This is a genomic window from Brevibacterium sp. FME17, assembly GCF_014897515.1.
GTDB lineage: Bacteria > Actinomycetota > Actinomycetes > Actinomycetales > Brevibacteriaceae > Brevibacterium.
Map to the genome: position 1 here is coordinate 240,997 of NZ_JABUYD010000001.1, position 16,467 is coordinate 257,463.

12 protein-coding genes are annotated in these 16,467 nt (G+C 61.6%); 9 read left to right on the forward strand and 3 right to left on the reverse strand.

The features are described from left to right. Positions 1-17 precede the first annotated feature (17 nt). From secD to INT40_RS01035, 3 genes are read left to right on the forward strand one after another with little or no spacing between them, the layout of a single operon-like run. Positions 18-2,321 (forward strand): protein translocase subunit SecD, encoded by a 2,304-nt coding sequence (secD, locus tag INT40_RS01025; protein ID WP_319021911.1) that lies wholly within the window; start codon positions 18-20, stop codon positions 2,319-2,321. Next, positions 2,318-3,334 (forward strand): protein translocase subunit SecF, encoded by a 1,017-nt coding sequence (secF, locus tag INT40_RS01030; RefSeq protein ID WP_193095284.1) that lies wholly within the window; start codon positions 2,318-2,320, stop codon positions 3,332-3,334. The genes secD and secF overlap by 4 nt, the downstream gene beginning before the upstream one ends. Positions 3,335-3,350: 16 nt before the next feature. Beyond that, the gene (locus INT40_RS01035; RefSeq protein ID WP_193070463.1) at positions 3,351-5,648 is read left to right on the forward strand and encodes a RelA/SpoT family protein; all 2,298 of its coding nucleotides are present in this window, start codon (positions 3,351-3,353) and stop codon (positions 5,646-5,648) included. Positions 5,649-5,676: 28 nt separating this feature from the next. Here INT40_RS01035 and INT40_RS01040 read toward each other — a convergent pair whose 3' ends face one another. Together INT40_RS01040 and INT40_RS01045 are read right to left on the reverse strand one after the other, a co-directional pair. After that, a complete protein-coding gene (locus tag INT40_RS01040; protein WP_226830493.1) occupies positions 5,677-6,237 on the reverse strand; it encodes a hypothetical protein in 561 nt (186 codons plus the stop codon). 96 nt (positions 6,238-6,333) lie between these two features. After that, a complete protein-coding gene (locus INT40_RS01045) occupies positions 6,334-7,686 on the reverse strand; it encodes a DUF349 domain-containing protein (RefSeq protein ID WP_193095285.1) in 1,353 nt (450 codons plus the stop codon). A 119-nt stretch (positions 7,687-7,805) separates the two neighbouring features. On the opposite strand from INT40_RS01045, the gene INT40_RS01050 reads away from it, so the two are divergent. Both INT40_RS01050 and hisS read left to right on the forward strand, forming a co-directional pair. Then, the gene (locus INT40_RS01050; RefSeq protein WP_193095286.1) at positions 7,806-8,450 is read left to right on the forward strand and encodes an MBL fold metallo-hydrolase; all 645 of its coding nucleotides are present in this window, start codon (positions 7,806-7,808) and stop codon (positions 8,448-8,450) included. A gap of 85 nt (positions 8,451-8,535) precedes the next feature. Beyond that, positions 8,536-9,870 (forward strand): histidine--tRNA ligase, encoded by a 1,335-nt coding sequence (gene hisS, locus INT40_RS01055; protein WP_193070466.1) that lies wholly within the window; start codon positions 8,536-8,538, stop codon positions 9,868-9,870. 53 nt (positions 9,871-9,923) lie between these two features. On the opposite strand, the gene INT40_RS01060 is transcribed toward hisS, so the two are convergent. Further along, complete coding sequence (locus INT40_RS01060) at positions 9,924-10,298, reverse strand: ArsR/SmtB family transcription factor (protein WP_193070467.1); 375 nt, start codon at positions 10,296-10,298, stop codon at positions 9,924-9,926. A gap of 119 nt (positions 10,299-10,417) precedes the next feature. On the opposite strand from INT40_RS01060, the gene aspS reads away from it, so the two are divergent. The 4 genes from aspS (at position 10,418) to rpsD (ending at position 16,344) form a co-directional block, all read left to right on the forward strand. Further along, positions 10,418-12,202, forward strand: a complete 1,785-nt coding sequence (aspS, locus tag INT40_RS01065) for an aspartate--tRNA ligase (RefSeq protein WP_193095287.1) — start codon at positions 10,418-10,420, stop codon at positions 12,200-12,202. Continuing rightward, positions 12,202-13,725 (forward strand): replication-associated recombination protein A, encoded by a 1,524-nt coding sequence (locus INT40_RS01070; protein ID WP_193095288.1) that lies wholly within the window; start codon positions 12,202-12,204, stop codon positions 13,723-13,725. The genes aspS and INT40_RS01070 overlap by 1 nt, the downstream gene beginning before the upstream one ends. Positions 13,726-13,862: 137 nt before the next feature. Next, positions 13,863-15,476, forward strand: coding sequence for a cation:proton antiporter family protein (locus tag INT40_RS01075; protein ID WP_319021912.1), 1,614 nt, complete (start codon positions 13,863-13,865; stop codon positions 15,474-15,476). A gap of 226 nt (positions 15,477-15,702) precedes the next feature. After that, on the forward strand, positions 15,703-16,344 hold the full coding sequence (rpsD, locus tag INT40_RS01080) for a 30S ribosomal protein S4 (RefSeq protein WP_101570332.1): 642 nt from the start codon (positions 15,703-15,705) through the stop codon (positions 16,342-16,344). Positions 16,345-16,467: the final 123 nt, after the last annotated feature.

A 16,467-nucleotide genomic window follows, 5' to 3' on the forward strand; every position in this document is an offset into this window, starting at 1 on the left:
CAATCGAAAGCTGAAACGTGTCCGATATTGAAGAAAAGCCACGTCCTGGTTTGCGCTTCGTGTGGCTGTCGATCATTGCTGCACTGCTCCTGGCCATCATTGCCGGCGGTGTCGTGTGGTCCGATGCCACAACAACTCCGAAGCTCGCTCTCGACCTCGAGGGCGGAACCTCGATCATCCTGGAACCCCAGGTTTCGAAGGACACGGACATCAGCAAGGAACAGCTTGACCAGGCTGTGTCGATCATCCGACAGCGCGTGGACTCGACCGGTGTGTCTGAAGCCGAGATCACTACTCAAGGTGACCGCAACATTGTCGTGAACCTGCCGGGCAACCCCGACGAGGAAACACGCAACCTGGTTCGCTCTTCCGCCCAGCTCGTCTTCCGCCGTGTCGCCCTCGTCGGTGACCCCCGTTCCCAGGAGGAAATCCAAAAGGAACAGGAGAAGAGCGGCGGAGACAAGCAGGAGGACCCGTCCAAGGGTCTGTCCGATGAGGAGAAGAAACGCCTCAAAGATCTCACCGGTGGCAGTGGCGAAGACAAAGGAGACGCACCTGCTGGCGGGGGCGAGGTCTCTAAGGCAAGCGGCGATGACGCCAACGCTGGTGGAAAGATTCCTGGCCCAGCCGGCAAGGACGCTGCGAAATCAGGAGAGAACAGCGGGGACAAGGCGACCGAGAAGAACGGGTCCGGAGACAGCGAAGATACGAAGGTCACCGACTCGACTCCACGTCCTCTCTTCGACCCTGAGAAGGACACCGACAAGTGGCAGACCGACGCCATCATCAAGAAGTACACAGAGCTCGACTGCACCGATCCGAAGAATCGCACCGGTGGTCAGCAGCAGGCGTCGGATAAACCAGTCGTCGCCTGCGCCAAGGACGGAAAGTCCAAGTACATTCTGGGTCCGGTCGAACTTTCGGGAGACCATCTCGCAGATGCCAGCTTCGGCTACAAGGCGGGTGCCAACGGAACACAGACGAACCAGCCGGCTGTGAACCTCAAGTTCGACTCCACCGGACGGGAGATCTTCAAACAGATCACCTCCGACATCACCGGCAAGCAGCAGCCGTACAACCAGTTCGCCATCGAGCTTGACGGGAACGTGCTTTCGGCACCGTCTTCAGATGCAGCGATCACCGACGGAAACGCAGAGATCTCGGGTAGCTTCACCCTCGACTCGGCACAGACCTTGGCCGACCAGCTCAAGAACGGCTCGCTGCCTTTGAGCTTCCAGGTCCAGAGCGAGGACCAGATCTCGCCGACTCTGGGTTCGAACTACCTGAAGATCGGTCTGTTGACCGGCTTGCTCGGACTCATCCTCGTTGTCGTCTACTCGCTGCTGCAGTACCGGGTCCTCGGGCTCGTGACCGTATCCAGTCTTGTGGTTGTCGGTGTCGTCACCTATCTGCTGTTGTTGTTGGCTTCGTGGCGTTACGGCTATCGCCTGTCATTGGCAGGTCTCGCAGGTATCATCATCGGCATCGGCATGGCAGCCGACTCGTTCATCGTCTACTTCGAACGCGTCAGAGACGAGCTGCGCAGCGGACGAGTCCTTCTGTCCGCTGTCGAGGTCGGCTGGGATCGCGCCAAACGAACGATCTATGCCTCGAAGGCGGTCAACATGTTGGCCGCAGTCATCCTCTACATCCTGGCCGTCGGCTCGGTCCGTGGATTTGCGTTTACCTTCGGTATGGCCGTGATCGTCGATGTGGTTGTTGTCTTCCTGTTCACGCACCCGATGCTCCAGCTGTTGGCGCGCACCAAGTTCTTCGGTGAAGGTCATCCGATGTCAGGTATGGATCCACGCCTGCTCGGCGTCAGTCCTGCTTCGTACCGCGGTGCACTCAACCTGAGTAAAGACAGCGAGATGTCGCCCGAGGCGCGACGTCGGGCGAAGGCTCGAGCACGTAAGGCTGGAATCTCATCGACAGACGAAGCCGATTCGTCGAGGGCGGATTCCGCCACTTCAGCGACGAATGCGAAGAACGAGGTGGGCGCGACGGTTGAATCCAGCACTGTCTCCAAGACGAAAACGTCGACGAAGAAGAAACGCGGAACTTCGCCGAACGACGACGTTGCCGAGACAGTTACGTCCGAGGACCGCGAGGTCTCCGTTGAGAGGTCCGATCAAGAAGATGTGACCGCAACCGGGTCGTCTTCGAAGTCCGAGAAGCCGACTAAGAAGAACGGGTCGAAGGGCAAAATCTCGACTTCAACGAAGGCGGGCGCAACCGGCGGTTCAATCGCCGAGCGGAAGGCAGCCGCGAAGAAGGCTGCCGAAGAATCTGCCGACAAGGGCGAGGAGGCAGACAAATGAAAAGGTTCTTTGCCTGGGGCAATAGGCTCCACAACGGTGAAACGTCGATTCCCTTCGTAGGGAAGGCCAAGTTGTGGCTGACGATCGCCGGAATCGCAGTCCTCCTGTCTGTGCTGGTCCCGCTCGTCGCTGGGTTCAATTTCGGAATCGCGTTCAAGGGCGGGTCGCAGTTCCAAGTCGATCACGTCACGGATACCTCGGCGCCTAAAGGCGAGGGCATAGTCAACGATGTCGTCTCCGGATCGGAGCCGCGCCTGACTCCGACAAGCGACACTGCGGTGCAGATCGAGACGAGTCAGCTCTCCGACCCAGAGATGCAGGAAGTTCGCGATGCCCTCGTAAAGGGCTATGACGTGAAGGTCGAAGACGTCACCTCGACATTCGTCGGCCCTGAATGGGGCAAGGACGTGACAGGAAAGATGGTCCGCGCCCTGGTCATCTTCGTGGCGATCGCGATGATCGTCATGGCTCTGTACTTCCGGACTTGGAAGATGTCGCTGGCGGCGATCGTCGGGCTGGTCGTGGTCATGATCGTGACCATGGGCATCTACTCCGTGACCGGAATCGAGGTCACACCAGAGGCGGTCATCGGCTTCCTCACGGTGCTGAGTTTCTCGCTCTACGACACAGTGGTGGTGTTCGACAAGATCAGGGAGAACACCACACGGTTCAAGGACAAACGAACTCTAAAGTTCTCTGAACTGGTGAATCTTGGTGTCAACCAGACGACTGTGCGCTCGATCAATACGACCGTGGTCTCGGTACTGCCTGTCGCATCGATTCTGTTCATCGGCGTTATCGCGCTGAAGGCTGGAACATTGGTTGACATCTCGCTGTCGCTGTTCATCGGAATGATTGTGGCCGCGACCTCGACGTTGTTCGTCGCCAGCCCTCTTTATGCTCTCCTGCGGGCGAATGAACCCGCGGTCAGGAAGCAGGAAGAGGCCGTGCGTGAACTACGATTGAAGAATGGGACAGAAGATGTTCCACCGGTGATTCACGCCGAGGTTTGATCAGAAAGGGGATGTCATGGCTTCTTCCGCCGATTCGCGCCGTCCGCGAGGCATCTCCCGCTTAGCTTGGTGGGCAGCCAGGGCACAGAACAACCCTGGCTACCCACGAGTTCTGGGCCCGATGATCAGGGCGCTGCAGTCCAACCACCCGAAGGCCGACATCGACCTGGTGGTGCGGGCCTACAAGATCGCCGAACAGGCTCATCGGGGGCAGACCCGCAGGTCCGGCGACGACTACATCACGCACCCCGTGGCCGTGGCCACCATCCTGGCTGAGATCGGCATGTTGCCGGTCACCCTCGCCGCCGCTCTGCTCCATGACACGGTCGAGGACACCTCTTACTCCCTGAAGGAGCTGACAGAGGAGTTCGGTCCCGAAGTCGCAGCAATGGTCGACGGGGTGACCAAACTCGACAAACTCACCTACGGTCAGGCCGCCCAGTCTGAGACCGTGCGCAAGATGATCGTGGCGATGGCCAAGGACATCCGTGTCCTCGTCATCAAACTTGCCGATCGACTCCACAACGCCCGCACCTGGCGTTTCGTGCCTGCTTCCTCGAGTACTAAGAAGGCACGCGAGACGCTTGAGATCTATGCCCCTTTGGCTCACCGCCTGGGTATGAACACGATCAAGTGGGAACTTGAGGACCTGTCCTTCCAGGTTCTGCACCCCAAGGTCTATGACGAAGTGGTGCGTCTCGTTGCTGACAGGGCACCCGAACGTGAGAAGTACCTGGCCACGGTCTCCAACGAACTCCAATCGGAGCTCGTGCAATCCAACATCGAAGCAGCGATCACGGGTCGGCCGAAGCACTATTACTCGATCTATCAGAAGATGGTCGTCCGCGGACACGAATTCGCCGACATCTACGACCTCGTAGGTGTCCGCGTCCTCGTTGAAACTGTCCGCGAATGCTACGCGACGCTGGGCATCGTCCATGCTCGTTGGAATCCTGTTCCCGGGCGGTTCAAGGACTACATCGCGATGCCGAAGTACAATATGTACCAGAGCCTGCACACAACAGTGATCGGTCCCAACGGGAAGCCTGTCGAGATCCAGATTCGCACCCATGAAATGGATCGGCGAGCAGAATTCGGTGTGGCCGCCCACTGGAAGTACAAAGACCGTCGCAATCCCTCGGATGCCGCGACGTCGAATACCGCACGGTCGGTCAAGGTCTCCGATGAAGGCGAAGTCGATGACGCCGCTTGGCTGCGGCAGCTGCTGGAATGGCAGCGCGAGGTCAGCGACCCCGATGAGTTCCTCGACAACCTCCGCTATGAGGTGAATTCCAAGGAGGTCTACGTCTTCACCCCCAAGGGAGATGTGATGAGCCTGCCCGCAGGAGCGACCCCAGTCGACTTCTCATACGCGGTTCACACCGAGGTCGGGCACAAGACAATGGGCGCCCGAGTCAACGGCCGTCTCGTGGCGCTCGACACCGAGCTGAAGAACGGCGACTCGGTCGAGGTCTTCACCTCCAAAGATGAGAACGCGGGCCCCAGCCGCGACTGGCTCGGCTTCGTCAAGAGTCCCCGCGCACGCAGCAAGATCCGTCAGTGGTTCTCGAAAGAACGCCGGGAAGAAGCGATCGAGAACGGTCGCGAACAGCTGGCGCGAGCAATGCGTCGCCACACACTCGCAGCCAAGACGCTGATGAGCCAAGAAGCACTGCAGGTCGTCGCTACAGAACTTCGCCTACCCGACGTCACCGCCCTCTACGCCGCGATCGGCAATGGAGTGAGCTCAGCTGCCCACGTCGTCGACCTGCTGGCAAAGGAGGTCGGAGACGACGCCGATGAGGCCGTTCTGCCGCCTGCGCCGCGTAATCGCACCGGCCAGTCCTCGGGCCACCATTCCTCATCTGGGGGAGTGACCGTCAGAGGCGTCGACGATGTTCTGGTGAAACTGGCCCGTTGCTGCACTCCGGTGCCGGGTGATGAGATCCTTGGCTTCGTCACCCGCGGTTCGGGAGTCTCCGTACACCGGGTGGACTGTCCCAATATCGGGTCCTTGGAACGCGAACCCGAGCGGATGGTCGATGTTTCCTGGGGCGAGAAGACCAGCGGCATCTACCTTGTTCAAATTCAGGTGGAGGCACTTGACCGTTCCGGTCTGCTCTCTGACATCACGAAGGTTCTCACCGAGACCCACGTCAACATCCTGTCTGCCACTGTGGCCACTTCCCGTGCCCGAGTGGCTCAGTCGAAGTTCGTCTTCGAGATGAGCGATGCCAGCCACCTCGACACCGTGCTCTCAGCAGTTCGCAAGGTCGAAGGGGTCTTCGACGTCTACCGCATCGCTGGAGGCTGATCGCATCCGGGCGGGGATTTACACAGGATCAGCGTCTGTCACCATCTGATGCGGCACAGGTCCGCTCGAACACGGTCCGCATGAGGGCGACATAAGGCCTGCGCGACATCTCTGCCAAATACAGTCGGAACCGTTGCCTCGCCCGTCCGGGAAGTTCGTCGATGAGGTTCTTCACGGTCTGAGCCGAGCGGTCATCGGGGCTGCGCAGATGTGGCAGCAGCAGATCGTAGAGCGTCCTATCCTCTGTGGTGATGGGCAGACCGTTGATCAGTTCCCACTCGTCTCGCGCAATCGTGAGCTCGTGGACGACGACATCGCTGCCATCGACATAACGCCGCCTTGGATAGGTGATGAACGTCAGCGGACGCGGAGCCCGCCCCAGACCACTGTGGACCCACCATGCGATGTCATGCGAGAGGACAAGTCGTGGCGGGATCTGCGCATGCAATGCAGCCATCCGGTCCTCTGAGCTGAGCACGGCACCCTTGCGCACCCAGGTGGACTCGGTCAGTCGAGTCAGCAGACCATCAAGGGTCAGCTCGGTGAGGTGCTCATAGCTGTAATCGCGCAGATGAAACATCGCCTCCATACAGACACTATTGCGCTGTATGGAGGCGTGTTCAAGACCGAAGAGGCGATCTGTGGATAAACTTCGACTCGTGTTCGCCAGGCTGTGGAAGAAGCGTCAGCCCAGCTCGGCAGCTGTCTGAGCCAGCTGATCGCGCCAGGCCCGACGTGCGTCGAGAGCCGACTGTGCCTCAGCGACAGCCTTCTCATCGCCACCGGACTTCGCCTTTTCGTACTTCTGCTCCAACTCAGCTATCGAATCGTCGAGCTGGCTCAGCGCACCGGACGTTCGTGCCTTGGTCTCTGGGTTGCTGCGCTTCCATTCGGCATTCTCTGCGTCGGAGAGGGCACGTTCGACGTCACGCAGTCCGTTCTCCATGCGAGAGACATCGGCTCGCGGCACCTTGCCAGCGGATTCCCACTCGTCCTGGATGACGCGCAGTTCCTTCTTCGCCACACCGATATCGCCGATCGGCAACAGACCCTGCGCCCTGGCCAGGATTGCTTCTTTGACTTCCAGATTGCCCTTGTACTCTTCGTCGACGGCAGCATTCTCTGCGTCGCGAGCGGCGAAGAAGACGTCCTGGGCGGCACGGAAGCGCGCCCACAGGGCGTCATCGTCCTTGCGGGAGGCACGTGGAGCCTTCTTCCACTGGTTCATCAGGTCTTTGTACTTCTGAGATACGTTTCGGAAGTCAGTGGAATCAGACAGTGACTCCGCCTCGACGACAAGCTTTTCCTTGATTCGCTTGCCCTCGGAGTTCTGCTTGTCGAGCTCTGCGAAGAATTCCTTGCGCTTGTGTTCGAACGTGTTCCGAGCCTGTGAGAAACGGCCCCACAGTTCCTGGTCCACAGCACGCGGCAGCCTGGGACCGCTGCGCTGCATGTCCTTCCACTGACCGAAGAGCTCACGCAGACGTGCCCCTGACTGCTTCCACTGGATCTTCGCGGGATCACGCTTGGCCAATGATTCGGCCTCGGCGACGATCTCTTCGCGTTCCTGCGCGGCCTCTAGCTTTGCTGCCTCTGCACGAGCAGCCTGCTTCGACTCGGTGGCCTCAGCATCCGAGATCAGGGTATCCAAGGTGGCAGACAGGCCCTTGAGATCACCGACGACATTGGCCTCTGGCAGAGTCTCCTGCAGGGTCTTCGCGGCAGAGACGACCTCGCGGCCCGGGGCTCCGGCGGACAGGCGGTTGCGGAGAAGCGCTGCGTTCTCCACGAGTTCGACGTACTTCTTAGCGAAGTATTCCAAGGCTTCTTCGGGAGTGGCGTCGGGATACTGCCCGACCGCCCGCTCGCCGTCGGCAGTGACGACGAAGACATTGCCCTCCTGGTCAGCGCGACCGTGCTCGATTGCGCGCCGGACTTCGGCATCATGATCAACGGTTGTCCCGGTCACGGTCTGTGCCGCCTGCGGGCGGGGCAGAGAGGACGGGCGCGGGACCGGCTTCGGTGTCGGGGTCGACATGATTCTCACCTTGTTTCCATCGGTCGAACCTGCGGGACTCTGTGCCTGCAGATCACTCGATTTCCTGATTGACGTTATCCCAGCATAACTAAGCCCCAGGCTCTGGATAGACTTTGAGCATGGATGTATTTGTTACCCGTGCCGAATTTCTCGACGTCAACTGCTACGCCGTGCGTGCAGAAGGCCGTGACGACTGTATTCTCATCGACTCAGGATTCGACTGCGCACCCGGCCTTGCCGAAATCGTAGACGAGGAGAAACTGGTGCCTCGCGCCATCTTCCTCACCCACGGTCACCCCGACCACATCCTCGGACTGACCAACGTGCTGGCCCGCTGGAATGTGCCCGTCTACCTGGGCGAGACAGACCACTACCGCCTGGACCGGCCCGCCGAAACGCTGAGTCCGCAGTTTGCTCAGCTGCTTCAGCCACTTGTCAAGGACTGGTCGGCACCCGAGGTGAACGCTCTCGTCGATGCGCAGACCGTGGAGGTCGCAGGACTGACCATCACCGCTGTGGCAGCACCTGGACACACGGAAGGATCGACTCTCCTGCGAGTGGAAGCCGACGGTGAGGAGATCATCTTCACCGGCGACGTGGTCTTTGCCGGAGCGATCGGCCGGGTCGATCTGCCAGGAGGAGATGCCTCGGCGATGGCAGAATCACTGCAGGCGTTTGCGACACTGCCCGACGTTCCCATCTATCCTGGACACGGTCCAGGATCTCGAGTCGGGCACGAGCTGGCGACGAACCCGTTCTTCTAGGAACGAATCCGTTCAGCTCGGGCAGACCAACCGAGCACCGACAGCACCCGAACCCCATCAGAAGCGACGAGCACCTAGGAGAATAATGGCGAAGTCAGCCCGACTGTCCGGATTCCCGGAACGACTTCCAGCAGAACGCGTCATCGAGAAGTCGATCATCGACGTCCTCGACCACACCTTCGCGCTGCATGGATACTCGGCACTCAACCACCGTGCAGTCGAGCCGATCAGCCAGCTGGCAAAGGACGGAGAGATCGACAAGGAGATCTTCGCCGTGAGCCGGCTGCACTCCGATGGCAGCGAGCGCAATCCACTGGGTCTGCACTTCGACCTCACTGTGCCGTTGGCACGGTACATCGCAGATAACGCGAACGAACTCTCCTTCCCGTTCAAGGCAGCCCGAATCCAGCCGGTATGGCGTGGTGAACGACCTCAGCAAGGCAGGTACCGCGAGTTCATCCAGGCAGATATCGACGTCATCGCCGAGGCGGAGCTGCCCGGCCACTTCGAAGTCGAGATTCCGCTTGCCGTCGCCGATGCCTTCAGCCGGCTGGCGCCGCTGGGCGTGCCAGGAGTCAAGATCGTCGTCAACGATCGCAGGCTCCTCGAAGGGTTCGCTCGTGGCATCGGTCTGACGAACATCCAGGCTGTCCTGCGCTGCCTCGACAAGTACGACAAGATCGGCCCCGCCGAGGTGGGTAAGCTGTTGGCCGCCGAAGCCGATGCGAACGAGGAACAGCAGCGACTGTGCCTTGAACTGGCTGCGATCGAATCGGACTCGCCGGACTTCGCAGACGACGTGCGTGCCCTCGGAGTCGAGCACCCGCTGCTCGACGAGGGACTCGACTCTCTGACCACCATGCTCCGCGCCGCCCACGACCGAGCGCCCGGTGTCGTTGTGGCGCAGCTGAAGATCGCGCGCGGACTCGACTACTACACGGGGGCCGTCTATGAAACGCAGCTGATCGGACATGAGGAGCTCGGATCGGTGGCCTCGGGCGGACGCTACGACTCACTCGTGACCGTGGGGAAGAAGAGCTACCCGGGCGTCGGCATGTCGATCGGCGTTTCTCGCCTTATGGCCTTCATCCTCGATGCTGAAAGCGGCATCAAAGCCACACGCGGAACACCCTCGGCCGTAGTCGTTGCCGTGACTGAAGAGGACAAGCGCAGCGAAGCCGATGCGGTGGCCACCGCTCTGCGTGCCCGCGACATCGCCTGCGAGGTCTCACCGAGCGCGGCGAAGTTCGGCAAGCAGATTCGCTACGCCGAACGTCGAGGGATCCCCTTCGTCTGGTTCACCGATGGTGAGAGTGGTCACGAAATCAAGGACATCCGCTCCGGCGAGCAGGCCTCGGCAGACCCGGCGACTTGGGAGCCTGTCGACGCTGACCGCAGGCCCCGGGTATATCGGGAATGACGTCAGGCGGGCTGGCGATCACCTGAGCTGACGTGTGCTGAGTCTGCCCTGTTTCAGGAATCGCTCACGGGCGGGTCGGGAGCCAGCGATCCGTCCGGGGCGATGTGATCGAAGATCTCACGCACCATCGAGACCACATGCGGGTCATCGACGGTGTAGAAGATCCGACGCCCGTCTCGACGAGACGAGATCAGGCCCGCCAATCTCATCTTCGCCAGATGCTGACTCACGGTGGGCACGGCCGCACCGATCGCCTCGGCGAGGGAAGAGACATCGAGTTCCTGGTTGACCAGGCTCCACACCAGACGCAATCGCGTCCCGGACGCGAGCATGCGAAACGTCTCGGCTGCGACCTCGACCTGCGCCGAGGTGGGGTCAGTTCCCACGTCCGAGTCGAGTCCCTCCGTGCCTGTACCACCAGTGCTCATGTCATCCTCTTTCTCGTGCCCCTCAGCGGATGGCCTGCAGTGGGCCGTGCCAGCAATCATGCGGCGAGGCACTATCATTGTTCACGCGCTGCCACATAAACATCGTAAAGGAGCCCTAGGTGCTGCGAAGCCATGAAACCGGAAGCCTGCGAGCCTCACACGCAGGACAGACCGTCACCCTCTCCGGGTGGGTCGACCGCCGTCGCGATCACGGAGGTGTCGCCTTCATCGATCTGCGTGACGCATCGGGGATCGTCCAGGTCGTCGTCCGTGAGGACGATGCGCACGCACTGCGCAACGAGACCGTCGTCAAGGTCACCGGTACCGTGTCCCTGCGTCCCGAGGGCAACACCAACGCCAACCTGCCTACAGGTGACGTCGAGGTCATCGACACGAACGTCGAGATCCTCAGCCTCGCTGAGGCTCTGCCGTTCCAGGTCTCCGACCACGCCGAAGATGCCGGCATCGTTGGTGAGGAGACTCGCCTGCGCTACCGCTACCTCGACCTGCGCCGGTCCGGTCCAGCCGCCACGATGCGTCTGCGCTCGGCCGCGAACAAGGCCGCCCGTACGGTCCTCGATGAGCAGGACTTCCTCGAGATCGAGACCCCGACCCTGACCCGGTCCACACCTGAGGGCGCGCGTGACTTCCTGGTTCCCGCACGTCTGCAGCCCGGCTCCTGGTACGCCCTGCCGCAGTCACCGCAGCTGTTCAAGCAACTCCTGCAGGTGGCCGGCATGGAACGCTACTACCAGCTGGCTCGCTGCTACCGCGACGAGGACTTCCGTGCCGACCGGCAGCCGGAGTTCACCCAGCTCGACATCGAAGCCTCCTTCGTCGAGCAGGAGGACATCATTGCTCTGGCGGAGAAGATCCTCGTTGCTCTGTGGAAGCTCATCGGTCACGAGATCACGACGCCGATCCCACACATCACCTACGCCGATGCTATGGAGAAGTACGGCAGCGACAAGCCCGATCTGCGCTTCGAACTCGAACTGCATAATCTCACGGACTTCTTCTCGGAGACTCCGTTCCGGGTTTTCCAGTCCGAGTACGTCGGCTCAGTCGTCTACCCCGGCGGAGGCACCCTGCCCCGCCGTCAGCTCGACGGCTGGCAGGACTGGGCAAAGCAGCGCGGCGCTAAGGGCCTGGCCTACGTCCTCGTGGGCGAAGACGGAACCCTGACCGGTCCTGTGGCCAAGAACATCTCCGATGAGGAGAAGGCCGGCCTCGTCGAGGCTGCCGGAGCCAACCCCGGTGACGCGATCTTCTTCGCCGCCGGTGACCCTGCGAGCTCGCGTTCACTCCTAGGTGCGGCCCGCAACGAGATCGCCGAACGCACCGGACTCATCAAGGAAGGCGACTGGGCCTTCGTGTGGGTCGTCGACGCACCTCTCTTCGAATCCGCAGCCGCGGCACAGGCAGCAGGCGACGTCGCCGTCGGCGAGGGATCGTGGACCGCAGTCCACCACGCCTTCACCGCTCCGAAGCCCGAATTCCTCGAGACCCTGGAATCCGATCCCGGCGCAGCCCTGGCCTACGCCTATGACATCGTCTGCAACGGCAACGAGATCGGCGGCGGTTCGATCCGTATCCACCGCAAGGATGTTCAGGAACGCGTGTTCAAGATCATGGGCATCTCGGAAGAGGACGCTCAGGAGAAGTTCGGCTTCCTCCTCGAAGCCTTCAAATTCGGCGCACCACCACACGGAGGCATCGCCTTCGGTTGGGACCGCATCGTGTCCCTGCTCGCCGGGGTCGACTCGATCCGTGAAGTCATCGCCTTCCCGAAGACCGGTGCCGGATACGATCCGCTCACCCAGGCTCCCGCGCCGATCACCGACACACAGCGTGCAGAGGCCGGCGTGGACTTCGAACCGGAAGACGACGACGCTGAGGCCTGATGACCGACGGCCCTGACCTCTTCTCCTCCGACAGCCCGGGCCAGGGATCTCCTGGTCCGGGCGTCGGTGGTTCCTCCGTCGGTTCGGGGCGTGCCCTCGATCCGTTAGCGGTGCGGATGCGTCCGCGCACCATCTCCGAGGTGGTCGGCCAAGATCATCTGACATTCCCCGGCTCGCCTCTCGTCCAGCTCGTCGAAGCCAGCGGGGGAGACCGGGCAGGAGCCTCATCGGTGATCCTGTGGGGTCCTCCCGGCGTCGGCAAAACCACCCTGGCCCACGTCATCTCCCACGCACCGGGCCGCACCTTCGTCGAACTCTCCGCGATCACCGCCGGCGTCAAGGACGTGCGCCAGGTGATTGAGAACGCCAGGCGTGAGCGCGACATGTATCAGCGCACGACTGTGCTGTTCCTCGACGAGATCCACCGGTTCTCAAAGGCGCAGCAAGACGCGCTGCTGCCGGCAGTGGAGAACCGCCTCGTCGTTCTCGTCGCCGCGACGACCGAGAACCCGTCCTTCTCCGTCATCTCCCCGTTGCTGTCCCGCTCGCTGCTGCTGACGTTGCGTCCACTCGACGATGCCGCCGTCGCCGATCTCCTCGACCGGGCCATGACCAGCGAACGCGGTCTGGCCGGGCAGTTCGAACTCGCACCGGCCGCGAAGGACTTCATTGTCCGCATCGCCGGTGCCGATGCCCGACGCTCCCTGACGATCCTCGAAGCCGCTGCCGGAATCGCTGCCGCACAGGCGGAATTCGCCGAGGCGGCTGGCGGAGACTCGGCTGATGCTGATGCTGATGCTGATGCTGATGCCGATGGAGACGCAGACGATGAGGCAGACTCAGAGGTCGAAGGCGAGGACTCGACTGACTCGGACTCCGAGACTCGAGCAATCCTCATCACCGAGGCCGCCTGTGCCGAGGCCAGCTCCGAAACGGTGCTGCGCTACGACAAGAACGGCGACCAGCACTATGACGTCGTCTCCGCATTCATCAAATCCATTCGCGGCTCAGACGTCGACGCCGCGTTGCACTACCTGGCTAGGATGATCGTCGCCGGGGAAGATCCCCGGTTCATCGCCCGACGCGTTGTGATATCGGCTGCCGAGGACATCGGGATGGCCGATCCGCAGGCGCTGCCGATCGCGGTGGCGGCATCAACGGCCGTGCAGAACATCGGGATGCCCGAAGGTCGCATCCCCCTGGCCGAGGCGGTCACCTATCTGGCCATGGCGCCGAAGTCGAACGCCAGCTACCGGGCACTGGACGCAGCGATCGCTGACGTCAAGAACGGTTTCTCGGGACAGGTGCCCACGCATCTGCGCGACGCCCATTATCCCGGAGCCAAGGAACTCGGTCACGGCGAAGGCTACAAGTACTCCCACGATCATCCTCATGGGGTCGCCGCCCAGGAATACCTGCCCGAAACCCTGCGTGGAAAGCGCTACTATGAACCGACAGGCAATGGCATGGAACGTTCGCTGGGGGAGAGACTCGAGATGCTTCAGCGACTGCTCCGACCCTGAGGCCGGCACCCGTCTGACGATATTCGCCCCGAATTCCTCCCTTTGGCTCGTGTGACACGGTAGTTTTGTGCACAGGGTGAAAGCGCGCCGCCGCCACGCTCGGTGAGTTGGTGCCAAAGAGGCCGAGGGGGGTCGACGTGGAGGACATCATCGTCACCATCGCGGCGGCCCTCGCGCTGGGACTGGTGGCGCGTGAACTGCGCATCCCACCATTGGTGGGCTTCCTCGGCGCAGGTTTCCTGCTTCACTTCCTCGGTGTCACAGCATTCGACGGGCTCGAGCAGGTCTCCGACCTAGGCGTGGTCCTGCTCCTCTTCACCATCGGACTCAAATTCGATCTGCGATCTCTCCTGCAGCCCGAGGCCTACGGTACTGCCGCGCTCCACATGATCTCCAGTGTCTTCGTCGGAGCGGGCACGATCGGGCTCGCCGCGGTCGTGGGTGTCGTGTCACTCGATGGCGGGCTGGGCACGATCGGTCTGCTCGGCTTCGCACTGTCGTTCTCCTCAACGGTTCTCGTCGTCAAGGTCCTCGAGGATCGCTCCGACGACGGGTCTTACTACGGTCAGATCGCCATTGCGATTCTCGTCATCCAAGACATCGCTGCGGTCGCCTTCATCACTGTTGCGGGGGAGGAGCCACCGAGCCCGTGGGCCTTCGCCCTCGTCCTTGTCGTTCCCGCCGCTTGGGTTCTGCGTCGCGTCCTCGACCGAGTCGGCCGTGGCGAGCTGCTCGTCCTCTTCGGTGTGGTGATGGCGCTGGGGCCGGGATACGTGGCATTCGTGTCCGTGGGCATCCACGGCGACCTCGGTGCCTTGGTGATGGGTCTGCTCTTTGCCAGCCATCCCAGATCCAGCGAATTGTCGAAGTCTTTGTTCAGCGTCAAGGAACTCTTCCTCGTCGCCTTCTTCGTCGTCATCGGACTGCAGGCGATCCCGACCTGGGCCGACCTGCTCATGGCGCTCATCCTCTGCGTGATCCTCATTCCCTTCAACTTCCTCAGCTTCTATTTGATGGGGCGCCTCTTCGGCCTGCGGAATCGGACCAGCATCCGCACCAGTCTCGCGTTGAGCAACTTCTCCGAATTCGCCCTCATCGTGGTGGCCGTCGGAGCGGCCAACGGAGTGTTCGAGGACAGTTGGCTGACCGTGACCGCCTTGGCCGTCGCCATCGGCATGATCATCTCCTCCCTCGCCAATGCCTACAGCCTGCAGATCGTCGGCCGACTCGATGAGATCCTGCCTGACGAGAACGAATCGAAACTGCGACTGCCGGACCGTCCGATCGACACCGGGTCCGCCGAGGTGGTGGTGCTGGGGATGGGGCGCATCGGTCGCGGCGCCTACGAAAGGCTGGTCGACAACGGAGGACTCTCAGTCATCGGTGTCGACAATGACCACCAGGTGGTGGAGGAGCTGAAGCGAGAGAAGTTCAATGTGCTCGAAGGTGATGCCACCGATCACGAATTCTGGCACCGCCTGGTCGTCGGTGGGTCCGCTCGAACCGTGATTTTGGCTATGGCGATCCACGACTCGAACACCTTTGCACTGGAGCAGCTGAGGATAGCCGCTTTCGATGGTGCCATCGCCGCAGTGGTTCAGCGCCAAGATCAGGCCGATGCTCTGACTGCGGCAGGAGTTCACACAGTCGTCAACATCTACGGTGGTTCGGGAGCCGAAGTCGCCGATGCGGCGATGCGTCTGCCCACGAAGCGACGGCCCGATGACGGAGGACAGCCTGCCAACGGCTGACCGCAGGGTTGGCGGTCTTTCTGTTGTTCGGCTGAGTGCGGATTCTCCGGTCGATTCCGCTTTGCGCAGGGGGAATGGAATCCGCTAAAGTGGGTAGCTGTTGTGCCTGCAAGCTAAAGGCGGTCGGTGCGAGCGTATCTCGACGCTCAATCCCTCTTTCCCATCCTGGGAAACAACCGTGTCGACTAGGGCGAGAACCTATGGCCGGTCGAGACACACTACATTGATGAAAGGTAATACTGTGCCAGCACCAGCACGTAACCGCCGGATGACGCGCGTCTCGCGCGCCCTCGGCATGCCGCTGACTCCGAAAGCGGAGAAGTACTTCGAGCGTCGCCCGTATCCTCCAGGCGAGCACGGCCGCGCACGTCGTCGCAATGACAGCGACTACTCGGTCCGCCTCAAGGAGAAGCAACGTCTTCGCGCCCAGTACGGCATCCGCGAAGCTCAGATGCTCAAGATCTACAAGGAGTCCAGCCGCCTCTCCGGTCTGACCGGTGAGACCATGGTCGAGCTCCTCGAAATGCGTCTCGACGCCCTGGTTCTGCGTTCGGGCTTCGCCCGCACCATTGCCCAGGCGCGTCAGTTCGTCGTGCACCGTCACATCACCGTTGACGGCCAGCGCGTCGATCGTCCTTCATTCCGCGTGAAGGAAGGACAGACCATCCAGGTTCACGAACGCAGCGCATCGATGGATCCGTTCCAGGTCGCCGCAGCCGGTGGACACAAGGATGTTCTCCCTGCAGTTCCGGGTTACCTCAACGTCAACCTCGAGGGTCTGCAGACCACTCTGGTTCGTCGCCCCAAGCGCGAAGAGGTCCCTGTGACCGTCGACGTTCAGCTGGTCGTCGAGCACTACTCGCGCTGATCACCCCAGAGGGATCGCACGACATCAACTGCCCGGAACGTCGAGTTCCGGGCAGTTGTGCATTCACCCGCGGGTCGGCGGCGCGCAGCGTCGGCACCTCGCATAATGTGGATGAGCCACTAA